The organism is Providencia sp. PROV114 (assembly GCF_032704305.1).
GTDB lineage: Bacteria > Pseudomonadota > Gammaproteobacteria > Enterobacterales > Enterobacteriaceae > Providencia > Providencia rettgeri.
Genome location: NZ_CP120528.1, coordinates 2,362,648 through 2,375,091, shown reverse-complemented (window position 1 = coordinate 2,375,091; position 12,444 = coordinate 2,362,648). Strand labels below are relative to the sequence as shown.

Genomic DNA, 12,444 nt, shown 5'->3' with positions numbered 1-12,444 from the left:
GCGATGAATGAAACAGTATGGTTTTTATTTTGACTCAACAAAATGCACTGGGTGTAAAACGTGTCAGGTGAGTTGTAAGGATGAAAAAGACCTTGATTTAGGGCCTAAATTTCGTCGGGTATACGAGTTTGGTGGTGGAACATGGCAGCAACAAGAGGGGATATGGCAACAGAATGTTTATAGCTACTATCTATCAATATCCTGTAATCATTGTTCTAACCCAACCTGTGTTGCAGGATGTCCAACTGGCGCTATGCACAAACGTGAGCAAGACGGACTAGTGGTGGTCGACCAAACAATTTGTGTTGGATGTCGCTACTGCGAGTTACGTTGCCCATACGGCGCACCACAGTATGATGAAAAGAAAAAATTGATGAGTAAATGCGATGGATGCTATGAACGCGTCGAAAAAGGGATGAAGCCTGTTTGTGTTGAATCTTGCCCACAACGCGCATTGGACTTTGATGATATCAACATCCTTCGCGAGCGACATGGCAATATTAGTGGGGTAGCCCCCATGCCAAACCCATCTCTTACTAATCCTAATATTGTCATTAAGCCGCATAAAGATGCTAAACCTTGTGGTGACAAAAGCGGGAAATTACAAAACCCAGCAGAGGTATAACATGCACGAACTTCCACTCGTTTTTTTCACCGTATTGGGGCAGTCGGCAGCAGGTTTATATTTATTGGCGTATGCGAGCCGAAAACTGGGGATGTTGGGCGAAAACCAATTACGTCATGCCAATATAGCGGCATTTGTCATCATGATCATTGCGCTAGTCATTGGAGGATTACACGTTGGGCAGCCTCTACGCTTCTTTAATATGCTTTTAGGCGTAGGCCGCTCACCAATGAGTAATGAAGCTTTACTCAGTGGTATTTTTGTCGCTTTTGGGGCCGCAACTTTATTATTCACCTTATTGATTAAAAATAAAGCGCTAAGTGAACTGTGTAATATTGCCACGGTTATTTTTGGTTTGGCATTCGTATGGTCAATTCCTCAAGTTTATAATATTGCCACAGTAGCCAATTGGTTTACTGTTTTCACGACATTACAAATGTGGATGACACTATTAGTCGCTGGTGGCGCGTTAGCTATCCTATTTGGCGCTCAGCGGTTAGGGGCGATGGTATTTTTGATTGGTTCAATTATTATTTTTGCTACTCGCGCGGCTTATGTGTCATTTTTAGGCGAGACAGGGCCAGAGATTAGTGCCGAGCAAGCTGGTTTTTGGAGCTTCCAGTTAGTCGTCTTAGCGGTGATGTTATTTGTTTACCCGGCGCTGTTATATCGCGGAAGAAATTCATCCGTACTATTAAGCCTATGTGCGCTAGCGGTTATTTTAGCAGAGTTATCTGGCCGAATTGCCTTCTATAATCTATGGCAAATAACAATGTAATCGCTTCTTAACCACTATGACAATAAATGCCTATGACTTGATTGCCATAGGCATTTTATCTTTATGGCTTACGGGCAACTAAAATTGCACGTAGTGGTGCGGGGTAACCTTCGATAGTTTTAGTTTTATCATTGGGGTCTAAAAATTCAGCCAGTGAATCTGTTTTCATCCATTGTGTGCGGCGTTGCTCTTCCAAAGAGGTTACTTCTTGGTCAACAATTCGGACATCGACAAAACCACATTTCTCTAGCCAAACTTTGAGCATTTTAGCGGAAGGTATAAAATAGACATTACGCATTTGGGCATAGCGCTCACCGGGGATTAAACACTGAAACTCATCCCCCTCAATAACCAGGCTCTCTAAAACCAATTCTCCTTCGCTGACTAATTGATTCTTAAGTTGCCACAAATGGTCGAGTGGTGAACGGCGGTGGTAAAGTACACCCATTGAGAACACAGTATCAAATGCTTTCAACTCAGGCAGTTGTTCAATACCTAAAGGCAACAAGTGAGCGCGTTGATCATCGCCTAATAGCTTTCTTACTGCTTCAAATTGGCATAGAAATAATTCCGTTGGGTCAATCCCAACGACAAATTTGGCATCTTGTCCTAACATACGCCACATATGATAACCGCTGCCGCAACCGACATCTAAGACATAACGGTCTTTTAGTGATGAAATATGGGGTAATACGCGATCCCATTTCCAATCGGAGCGCCATTCCGTATCAATATTGACACCATAGAGAGAAAATGGGCCTTTGCGCCATGGCATTAATTGTTGAAGAATATTATTTAGGCGGCGAGTCTCGCCTGCAGTGAGCTCGGGTTCACGTGTCGCTGTCACGCTATGCTGTAAATCCAAATCAGTAGGAACCATGATTGGCAGGTTATCTAGCATTTTTTCCCATGAAGAAAAACCACCGTGTAACCCTTGTTTTTTCCATTCTGAAAGTTGTGCTGGAAGCGTTACAAGCCAATGACTTAGCGGGCCAACGGCAATTTGTTGGTAAAAACGACCAAAATCAATCATGCCTAGACCTCTTTGATGGCTAACAGTGAACCAAAATTAAAGCACTGGAACCAAACTTCACAGTGAGTAAAACCGGCATTTTTTAAACGCGCTTTATGTGCATCAACAGAATCTGTGAGCATCACATTTTCTAGCATGCTACGTTTTTGGCTGATTTCTAATTCGCTATAGCCATTTGCCCGCTTGAAATCGTGGTGCATATTGAATAATAACTCACCGATTTCTTTGTCTTCGAAGTTAAACTTCTCGGAAAGGACTAAAATACCGCCGGGTTGTAGCCCTTGATATATTTTACTGAGTAATAATTGGCGATCTTCTGGGTTGAGAAACTGTAAAGTAAAATTGAGCACAACCATGGAAGCATTTTCGATATTTACATCACGAATATCACCTTCTATAACGTCAACCGGTGTATCCGCTCGATAGGCATCAATATGGCGGCGGCAACGTTCAACCATAGCCGGAGAGTTATCAACAGCAATAATTTTGCTTTTTTCTACTGTAATATTACGCCTTATTGATAAGGTTGCTGCACCTAAAGAGCAGCCTAAATCGTAAACATGGCTGTGGGGTTTGACAAAACGACCCGCAAGCATGCCAATCATCGTAATAATATTAGAGTACCCTGGAACGGAGCGTTGAATCATATCAGGGAATACTTCAGCAACTTTTTCATCGAATTGCCAGTCACCAAGGTTAGCGATAGGCGCAGAGAAAAGGCGATCTTTTGAGGTTGGATCTGAGTTTGACATAAGTTCTGTATTAAGCAAAAACAAAAGTAGTAAAGGATTGTATCAGAAAGGCTGTCTACTGAAAATCAATCCATAAGCAATGAAATAATGAGCGGCACATTAATAACTTGTGCCGTTACAGAGAGTAAAAACTAAAGATTAAATGAAACGATTTGCAGCCAAGGTAGGTAATAAGTATTGGCGATAACCATCAGTGCCATTGCAAGGTAAGTTGCTACCATGCCTGAACGGCGATATGAGTAATCGTGATTTTTCAAACCATAAGAGTGCAGTATTCGACCGGCAATTAAGATCAGGCCACAAATATGAATCATCCACACTTGTGCGCCATTCATTTCCATTAAAAGCAATAAAATTAATGAGATGGGAATGTATTCGATGGCATTACCATGAACGCGGATTGCGGTTTGTAACTCATAAAAACCGCCATCACCATAAGCTATACGGTATTGATTACGCAGCTTCACAACATTTAAGGATAATCTAAGCAGCAGTAAGGCACCCAGTACAGCATACAAAGAGCTGACCATTTTTTACTCCACCATAAAACGAATCAAACTATGAAAACACCTAAAAATATAAGTTATAGTAATGGGTATTAACAATATTTTGTGAATTGTAAATCCTAAAAAGCCGTTAGACAAATGAAATCACAACTTTTTTTGGGTAGTCCTCATGCTCTAGTTGATCAAACCTTCTTTCTTTAAGCGAGTTAAAATAGTCACCGCCGTGGTTGAGCAGCGCGGTAAATCGTCAATGCTGAACCAATCTAGCTCAGCAATCTCAGCAGCAGGGTGTGGCTCGCCTTGATAGTCTGCAAAGTAGCAACGAATACGGACTTGCGTTCCATCTGTTTTTCCATCAGCAGGGCCAATAAACTCACCATAAAACCGGATAGAAGCGGCATCTAGCTCAAGTTTTAATTCTTCGCTAATCTCACGGCAGAGCGCTTGTTCATCAGTCTCGCCTTGTTCGCGTTTTCCGCCGGGGATGTAAAACAAACTTTTATTATGGGAACGTACCATCGCAATTTTGTGATCTGATAAGGTGATTAACCCAAGCTTATCAATGATTTTAGCACTCATAATATGGCCACTCTGTTATTTAACGATGATAAGAGAATTATTGCTGTAAGTGAGTCATTAAGTAAAATGATAAAATTACTTAATGACTTAAATTATATTGTTTAAAAATTATTTTTTCTCAACGATTTTTACCAATTCATAACGGATACTTGGCGCATCAGCGGGTGGGTTTGGCACATCAAATTGCTTCACTTGCAAGGTATAAGAGAAGCCTGGTTGGTATTCGAAGCCTTGAATTGAACTATAAAAAAGTTGCCAATCATCACTTGGATTTTCTTTCACTTTCATGCACTTCATTGGGGCAACTCCCATACAATCAGCAAGTGAAGAATCGATGTAAAAAGTTTTTGTATTATCAGTCTCTGCGGGTTTCATGTTTTGGCATCCAGCGAGTAGTACGAACATGGAAGTGGCAAGTAACAATTTTTTCATGGGCAATCCTTAAACTGCAGATGGTGATTAATTCAGCGTTATATCTGTCTGTTGTGATTATAGCAAACTGAAAAAGGTAACGATTCTGAAATAGAAAGATTAATGATTAAAGAAGTATTTATTAATCAATAGTTGAATTGGAAAACATTAAGTGATGTTACTTTGCTCAAAAAGACATCGAACTAACAAAATAAACCTCTGCTGCAATATGTACATGGTGCGGATAGTCCCTTAAAATCGATAGGATCATCATGATAGGCGTCTATCTCGCCATTCAATCTTGTTATTGTTGATTAGCCACAACAATAATTGATGAAAATATGATTAAAAACAAAATGGTTTACGTGTTATGTAGAATACGTAACTATTTGTCTAACAGAATTTCCTGTATAATGTCTGCCTTTTTGACATTCTGAATTTTCAGCTCAATGTTCAGCAAAATGCCAAATTTCCGCAGCAAGCAAATGCACAACAAGCTGAGTAAAAGGATATTGTATGCGTACTAATTATTGTGGGCAGTTAAACATCGCTCACGAAGGCCAAAAGGTCACTCTTAGTGGATGGGTAAACCGCCGTCGCGATCTAGGTGGTTTGATTTTTATCGATATGCGTGACCGTGAAGGTATCGTGCAAGTTTTCTTCGATCCCGATCGTAAAGACATATTTGAAAAAGCGTCAGAGCTGCGTAATGAGTTCTGTATCCAAATCACAGGGACAGTACGCGCACGTCCAGATAGCCAAAAAAATAAAGACATGGCAACGGGCGAGATTGAAGTATTTGCTGAAGAACTGAATGTTTTTAATAAGTCAGAGCCGTTGCCATTAGATAGCAACCAAACGAATACAGAAGAGCGTCGTTTAAAATATCGTTATTTAGATTTACGCCGCCCAGAGATGTCTGAGCGTCTGCGCACGCGCGCCAAAATCACCAGCTTTGTTCGTAATTTTATGGATAACGAAGGGTTCTTGGACGTTGAGACACCAATGTTAACCAAAGCAACACCAGAAGGTGCTCGTGACTATTTAGTACCAAGCCGTGTTCATAAAGGTAAATTTTATGCATTACCGCAATCACCTCAGTTGTTTAAACAATTGCTGATGATGTCTGGTATTGACCGTTATTACCAAATCGTAAAATGCTTCCGTGATGAAGACTTACGAGCAGATCGTCAACCTGAATTTACCCAAATCGATGTTGAAACCTCGTTTATGACCGCAGAGCAAGTGCGTGAAATTATGGAACGTATGATCCGTAATTTATGGTTAGAGGTAAAAGGGGTTGATTTAGGTAACTTCCCAATCATGACCTTTGCAGAAGCTATGCGTCGTTATGGCTCAGATAAACCAGACCTACGTAACCCAATGGAGTTAGTGGACGTCGCGGATATCGTAAAAGGTGTTGAATTTGCGGTGTTCTCAGGTCCAGCAAACGACCCGAAAGGCCGTGTTGCGGCTCTGAAAGTCCCAGGTGGCGCTGCTATGACGCGTAAGCAAATCGACGAATATGGTCAATTTGTCGGTATTTATGGTGCGAAAGGCTTGGCTTGGATGAAAGTTAACGAACGAGCTCAAGGCCTTGAAGGTATTCAAAGCCCAGTCGCAAAATTCTTGAATGAAGATGTGATTAACCAGTTACTAGACCGCACAGGCGCAGTTGATGGCGATATCTTGTTATTCGGTGCGGGTGCAAAAAATGTCGTAACCGATTCAATGGGCGCGCTACGTTTGAAAGTCGGTCGTGACTTTGAATTAACCGATTTAAATAGCTGGCAGCCACTGTGGGTGATTGATTTCCCAATGTTTGAAGATAATGGTGAGGGCGGGTTAACTGCGATGCACCATCCATTTACTTCTCCTAAAGATTTCTCACCTGAAGAATTGGCCAGTAAACCCGAAGAAGCCGTTGCTAATGCGTATGATATGGTCATCAATGGTTACGAAGTTGGCGGTGGTTCAGTACGTATTCACCGCAATGAAATGCAACAAACGGTATTTAGTATTTTAGGCATTAATGAAGAAGACCAACGCGAAAAATTTGGCTTCTTATTAGATGCATTGAAATATGGCACGCCACCACACGCAGGATTAGCCTTTGGTCTTGACCGTTTAGTGATGCTGTTAACAGGAACCGATAATATTCGTGATGTTATTGCTTTCCCGAAAACAACAGCGGCAGCATGTTTAATGACGAATGCTCCAAGCCATGCGAATCCTGATGCATTGACGGAGCTCGCTATCGCCGTGGTTGCGAAAGACGAAGAGTAAGTTCAATGAAAAAATATAAGCGCCCGGAATCGATATTAGTCATTATTGTGGCTCAAAGTAGTGGACGGGTGCTTATGTTACGACGTAAAGACGACCCAGACTTCTGGCAATCAGTGACCGGAAGTTTGGAGCCTGATGAAACGCCGTATGAAACGGCGTGTCGTGAAATTAAAGAAGAAACGGGTTTTGAGGTTGAACAAAACCAGCTGCAAGATTTGTCGCACAGTATCATCTTTGAAATTTTCCCACATTTCAGGCATCGTTATGCACCTGATGTTACGCATTGCAAAGAACATTGGTTTAAAATGGTGCAAAGTGAAGAAAAAATGCCATTACTGACGGAACACAGCGAATATCGTTGGCTAGCCCCTGATGAAGCGGCGAGCTTAACGAAATCCTGGAGCAATAGTCAGGCTATTTTAGAATTTGCTGTTTAATTATTTATTGACGTTTTTTGGAGATATTTCATGGCAGGTCATAGTAAATGGGCCAACACCAAACACCGTAAAGCGGCACAAGATGCTAAGCGCGGTAAAATTTTCACTAAAATTATCCGTGAATTAGTCACAGCAGCCCGCTTAGGTGGTGGTGATCCCGCAACAAACCCACGTTTACGTGCAGCGGTGGATAAAGCATTATCGAACAACATGACTCGTGACACCTTAAACCGTGCTATCGCACGTGGTGTTGGTAATGATGATAACGATAATATGGAAACCATCATTTATGAAGGTTATGGCCCGGGCGGGACAGCAGTTATGGTTGAATGCTTAAGTGATAACCGTAACCGTACTGTTTCAGAAGTGCGCCATGCATTCACTAAAACAGGTGGTAACTTGGGTACAGACGGCTCCGTTTCTTACTTATTTACTAAACGCGGCGTGATCACTTATGCACCGGGCGTTGATGAAGATGCCATAATGGAAGCGGCATTAGAAGCGGGTGCTGATGATGTTGAAACTTATGATGATGGTGCAATCGATGTTTACACAACGCCAGAAACTTTTGGTGAAGTGAAAGACGCATTAGATGCTGCGGGTTTTACCAGTGAAGCTGCAGAAGTATCAATGATCCCGTCGACCAAAGCAGAGCTGGATGCTGAAACGGCGCCTAAATTGTTACGTCTTATTGATATGTTAGAAGATTCAGACGATGTACAGGAAGTTTACCACAATGGTGATATTTCTGACGAAGTCGCTGCCACACTGTAATTTGTGAGGCACTAAATGGCGGCATAGTCATTTAGCATAATCCGCGTAGAGAAAGCGGGCTGGCGCAGCCTGTTTTCTCTAACGCCTTCTACTCTTTCCTTTCCCTTATCCGCTATACTTTCTTCTATATCAACGAGCTAACTCGCTTTTAGTTTTTATCAGCTATTCAAATAGCTATTTAGTTGAAATTGATAGTATTATGAGATGGATAGTATTATGAAGCTTATTAGAACAACATGATTAATATAAAGAGGTATAAGTAAATTTATATGGCGATTATTTTAGGTATTGACCCCGGTTCTCGTGTTACGGGATACGGTGTTATTCGCCAGCAAGGCCGGCAACTACTGTATTTAGGTAGTGGGTGTATTCGTACACAAGTTGATGATTTACCAAGTCGTCTGCAACGAATTTACGCGGGTGTCTCGGAAATTATCACACAATATCAACCGGATGTACTATCCATTGAACAAGTTTTTATGGCGAAGAATGCGGACTCCGCATTAAAACTTGGGCAAGCGAGAGGCGTGGCCATTGTTGCTGCTGCAAACATGAATATACCCGTATTTGAATATGCAGCTCGTCAGGTCAAACAAACAGTTGTAGGTACGGGAGCCGCAGAAAAAAGCCAAGTACAGCATATGGTTAAATCAATTCTAAAATTGTCAGCGAGCCCACAGTCTGACGCAGCAGATGCTTTGGCAATTGCGATTACACATTGCCATTTCAATCAAAATCTTTTAAAAGTTGGCGACCCACGGTTAGTTTTAACTCGTGGACGTTTAAGATAGCGAGTTTATCTTAAACAGAATTGCTTATTAATAAATAGCGTGTAGCTGGATATGCATCCAGCATTTTTTGTGGTATAAACAACAGTATTAATGATAATAAACCAACCTGCTCAAGGTTTAGTTAGTAATAGAGGGCTTCAATGTGATAGGTCGTTTACGTGGTATTGTTTTAGAAAAGCAACCTCCAATCGTATTATTAGAACTACAAGGTGTCGGTTATGAAGTCCATATGCCAATGACTTGTTTCTATGAACTGCCCGATATTGGTCAGGAAGCTATTGTTTTTACTCACTTTGTTGTTCGTGAAGATGCCCAGTTACTCTATGGTTTTAACGATAAGCAAGAAAGGGCATTATTTAAAGAGCTGATCAAAGTAAATGGTGTTGGCCCCAAATTAGCCCTCGCTATTTTATCCGGTATGTCTGCTCAACAATTTGTTTCCGCTATCGAACAAGAAGCTATTGCATCACTGGTTAAATTACCTGGAATTGGTAAGAAAACCGCAGAACGTTTAGTGGTCGAAATGAAAGACCGCTTCAAAGGCCTCAATGGGGATTTATTTAATCCAAATAGCGACATTAATCTGCCAAATGTAAACAGTAAAGTTCCCAATATGGCGGATATCGAAGCAGAAGCTGCCGCCGCATTGATTGCTTTAGGGTATAAACCACAAGAAGCAAGTCGAATGGTGAGTAAAGTTGCAAAACCGGATAGCGATTCTGAAACATTGATCCGTGATGCCCTTCGTGCCGCACTTTGATTGAGAGAATTTTAATATGATTGAAGCTGATCGCCTAATAACTGCTGAAGTATTACAGTCAGATGAAGAAGCTATTGACCGTGCGATCAGGCCAAAGCTATTGAATGAGTATATTGGTCAGCCTCAGGTTAAAGACCAAATGGAAATATTTATTCAAGCAGCGAAAATGCGAGGCGATGCGCTTGACCATCTGCTCATCTTTGGCCCTCCAGGGTTAGGAAAAACAACTTTAGCAGGGATTGTTGCAAATGAACTCGGTGTTAATCTGCGTACAACTTCAGGGCCCGTATTAGAAAAAGCAGGCGATTTAGCTGCCATGCTAACTAATTTAGAGCCCCATGATGTCCTATTTATTGATGAAATCCATCGATTATCCCCAGTTGTTGAGGAAATACTTTATCCCGCAATGGAAGATTACCAACTCGATATCATGATAGGTGAAGGGCCTGCAGCGCGCTCGATTAAAATTGATCTCCCGCCTTTCACATTAATTGGTGCAACGACTCGGGCAGGGTCGCTCACATCACCATTACGTGATCGCTTTGGTATTGTGCAACGGCTAGAATTTTATCAAGTTGATGATTTACAACATATTGTCAAGCGTAGTGCCCAATATATGGGGTTAGATATCACCGAAGAAGGTGCGCTACAAGTTGCGATGCGTTCAAGGGGAACTCCACGTATCACTAACCGTTTGTTACGTCGTGTGCGGGATTTTGCTCAAGTGAAAGGTGATGGTTCGATTGATGGGCTAATTGCTAACCAAGCTTTGGACATGTTAAATGTCGATGCTGCAGGTTTTGATTATTTAGATAGAAAGCTTCTAGTTGCTATCATTGATAAATTTATGGGTGGTCCTGTTGGTGTTGATAACCTCGCAGCAGCCATTGGGGAGGAGCGTGAAACCATAGAGGATGTTTTAGAGCCTTATCTTATCCAGCAAGGTTTTATTCAGCGTACCCCTAGAGGTCGAATGGCGACGGTTCATGCGTATAACCACTTTGGTTTAACGCCTAAAGAAATTTAATTATATTAAATGAATAAATATGGCCCCAACATTGTTTTCAATGTTGGGGCCATTTACATTAAAAATAGTATGTAATGACTGAAATTATGTAGCTTAAAGCTTAAATTAATTTTTCGCTTTTATTGCTAAGCTAAGAACAAATAGTATAGCCGATACCAACACAACTGACGGCCCAGCAGGAGTATCGTAGAAAGCAGAGAAAGTTAGCCCCCCGGTTACAGCAATCATACCAATTAAGACAGCGATGAAAGCCATTTGCTCAGGTGTTCGAGCAAAACGCCGAGCCGTTGCTGCAGGTATAATCAATAAAGACGTAATAATTAACGCCCCAACAAATTTCATAGCGATACCAATTGTTAGTGCGGTAACTAACATCAGTAATAAACGCAGTCTTTGAATATTAATCCCATCAACAAAAGCAAGCTCAGGGCTAACCGTTATGGACAAAAGTGCCCGCCAACGATAAAAAAGCAACCCACAAACGACAATAACGCCAATAAAAATCGTTATAATATCTTCATAGCTTACTGAGAGTAAGTCACCAAATAAGTAAGCCATTAGGTCAACGCGGACATTAGCCATTAAGCTAACAACGACTAAACCTAAAGACAGTGAACTGTGTGCCATAATACCCAGTAAAGTATCAACGGCAAGTTGTGGGCGTTTTTCTAGCCAAACCAAAATTAAGGCTAATAGTAAAGTGACAGCAATAACGGCATAGAATGGGTTGATATTTAATAGAAGCCCAAATGCGACCCCTAACAATGAAGCATGAGCTAGCGTATCGCCAAAATAGGACATTCGGCGCCATACAACAAAAGAGCCTAGAGGACCTGCCGCAATGGCAAGTAGCATGCCTGCTATCCAGCCAGGTAATAGTAACTCAATCATGTTTGCAGTCCTTGCTGTGCTGGTGACCAACAATAATATTGCCTTCTAAATCATGTTGATGATTATGTTGATGGCGGTATACACCAAGTTGTTGTGCACCGCGATAACCAAACATAGCGACAAATTCTGGGTGGTTTGAAACAACATCGGGCGCACCAGAACAGCAAATATGGCCGTTAATGCAAAGTACTTTATCTGTTTTTGCCATCACGAGATGCAAGTCATGGGAAACCATTAATACAGCGCAGTTAAGCTCAGTTCTTAATTGGTTGATTAAGTCATATAGTGCAACTTGACCTGTGATATCAACACCTTGAGCTGGCTCATCAAGTACGAGGAGATCCGGTTTATTGAGTAGGGCACGAGCCAGTAAAACACGTTGTGTTTCACCGCCTGATAACTTTTGCATCGGTTGTTCAAGTAAATGCGTTGCTTTGACTCTTTCGAGCGCAGGTAACAAATGCTCTTTACGAACACCAAGTTTTAATAACATAAAACGTTTAACAGTAAGGGGTAGCGTCGTATCCAAATGAAGTTTTTGTGGAACATAGCCAATAGCGAGAGAAGAAGGACGCGTAATAGTACCTGATGTAGGGGCAAGTAGCCCGAGTACAACACGTACAATTGTTGATTTTCCAGCTCCATTCGGGCCTAAAAGGGTTACGATATCACCTTTATTCAGTTCAAAGGTAACATCATTGAGAACCTGTTTTTCGCCAAATGAAACAGAAATCTTATTTAAAGTCAGTAATGGTTGCATGTGAAAAACATCTTGCAGAATTCATGTTGTGTTA

At 41.5% G+C, this 12,444-nt stretch carries 15 protein-coding genes; 8 read left to right on the top strand and 7 right to left on the bottom strand.

Annotated features, from left to right (window positions below; all coding sequences use genetic code 11):
- Positions 1–7 precede the first annotated feature (7 nt).
- Positions 8–625: a DMSO/selenate family reductase complex B subunit gene (locus P3L37_RS10505; RefSeq protein ID WP_004910671.1), complete on the top strand. Its 618-nt coding sequence runs from the start codon at positions 8–10 to the stop codon at positions 623–625.
- Between the two features lies 1 nt (position 626).
- Positions 627–1,403: a dimethyl sulfoxide reductase anchor subunit family protein gene (locus P3L37_RS10500; RefSeq protein WP_004910672.1), complete on the top strand. Its 777-nt coding sequence runs from the start codon at positions 627–629 to the stop codon at positions 1,401–1,403.
- Positions 1,404–1,464: 61 nt separating this feature from the next.
- Here the strand turns inward: P3L37_RS10500 and cmoB are convergent, their stop codons facing one another.
- The 5 genes from cmoB to P3L37_RS10475 all read right to left on the bottom strand — a co-directional run bounded on the left by cmoB (position 1,465) and on the right by P3L37_RS10475 (position 4,705).
- The gene (gene cmoB, locus P3L37_RS10495; RefSeq protein ID WP_004910673.1) at positions 1,465–2,436 is read right to left on the bottom strand and encodes a tRNA 5-methoxyuridine(34)/uridine 5-oxyacetic acid(34) synthase CmoB; all 972 of its coding nucleotides are present in this window, start codon (positions 2,434–2,436) and stop codon (positions 1,465–1,467) included.
- A gap of 2 nt (positions 2,437–2,438) precedes the next feature.
- Positions 2,439–3,188 (bottom strand): carboxy-S-adenosyl-L-methionine synthase CmoA, encoded by a 750-nt coding sequence (gene cmoA / locus P3L37_RS10490; RefSeq protein WP_004910674.1) that lies wholly within the window; start codon positions 3,186–3,188, stop codon positions 2,439–2,441.
- Between the two features lie 131 nt (positions 3,189–3,319).
- Complete coding sequence (locus P3L37_RS10485; RefSeq protein ID WP_004255048.1) at positions 3,320–3,718, bottom strand: MAPEG family protein; 399 nt, start codon at positions 3,716–3,718, stop codon at positions 3,320–3,322.
- Positions 3,719–3,868: 150 nt separating this feature from the next.
- A complete protein-coding gene (locus P3L37_RS10480; RefSeq protein WP_004910675.1) occupies positions 3,869–4,273 on the bottom strand; it encodes an NUDIX hydrolase in 405 nt (134 codons plus the stop codon).
- Between the two features lie 108 nt (positions 4,274–4,381).
- Positions 4,382–4,705: a DUF4377 domain-containing protein gene (locus tag P3L37_RS10475; protein ID WP_109911319.1), complete on the bottom strand. Its 324-nt coding sequence runs from the start codon at positions 4,703–4,705 to the stop codon at positions 4,382–4,384.
- 495 nt (positions 4,706–5,200) lie between these two features.
- On the opposite strand from P3L37_RS10475, the gene aspS reads away from it, so the two are divergent.
- The 6 genes from aspS to ruvB all read left to right on the top strand — a co-directional run bounded on the left by aspS (position 5,201) and on the right by ruvB (position 10,759).
- Positions 5,201–6,970 (top strand): aspartate--tRNA ligase, encoded by a 1,770-nt coding sequence (aspS, locus tag P3L37_RS10470; RefSeq protein WP_123382002.1) that lies wholly within the window; start codon positions 5,201–5,203, stop codon positions 6,968–6,970.
- 5 nt (positions 6,971–6,975) lie between these two features.
- Entirely contained in the window at positions 6,976–7,407 is a 432-nt protein-coding gene (gene nudB / locus P3L37_RS10465) for a dihydroneopterin triphosphate diphosphatase (protein WP_004910680.1), read from the top strand.
- A gap of 30 nt (positions 7,408–7,437) precedes the next feature.
- Positions 7,438–8,181 (top strand): YebC/PmpR family DNA-binding transcriptional regulator, encoded by a 744-nt coding sequence (locus P3L37_RS10460; RefSeq protein ID WP_004255032.1) that lies wholly within the window; start codon positions 7,438–7,440, stop codon positions 8,179–8,181.
- Between the two features lie 269 nt (positions 8,182–8,450).
- Positions 8,451–8,972: a crossover junction endodeoxyribonuclease RuvC gene (gene ruvC, locus P3L37_RS10455; protein ID WP_004910683.1), complete on the top strand. Its 522-nt coding sequence runs from the start codon at positions 8,451–8,453 to the stop codon at positions 8,970–8,972.
- A gap of 142 nt (positions 8,973–9,114) precedes the next feature.
- Entirely contained in the window at positions 9,115–9,732 is a 618-nt protein-coding gene (gene ruvA, locus P3L37_RS10450; protein ID WP_004910685.1) for a Holliday junction branch migration protein RuvA, read from the top strand.
- A gap of 16 nt (positions 9,733–9,748) precedes the next feature.
- Complete coding sequence (gene ruvB, locus P3L37_RS10445; protein ID WP_004255021.1) at positions 9,749–10,759, top strand: Holliday junction branch migration DNA helicase RuvB; 1,011 nt, start codon at positions 9,749–9,751, stop codon at positions 10,757–10,759.
- Positions 10,760–10,864: 105 nt separating this feature from the next.
- Here the strand turns inward: ruvB and znuB are convergent, their stop codons facing one another.
- Together znuB and znuC are read right to left on the bottom strand one after the other, a co-directional pair.
- Positions 10,865–11,650 carry a zinc ABC transporter permease subunit ZnuB gene (gene znuB, locus P3L37_RS10440; protein WP_109911322.1) on the bottom strand — a complete coding sequence of 262 codons (786 nt, stop codon included), beginning with the start codon at positions 11,648–11,650 and terminating at the stop codon, positions 10,865–10,867.
- Positions 11,643–12,410, bottom strand: a complete 768-nt coding sequence (znuC, locus tag P3L37_RS10435; RefSeq protein ID WP_004910688.1) for a zinc ABC transporter ATP-binding protein ZnuC — start codon at positions 12,408–12,410, stop codon at positions 11,643–11,645. Before znuC ends, znuB begins: the two co-directional genes overlap by 8 nt.
- Between the last annotated feature and the right edge of the window lie 34 nt (positions 12,411–12,444).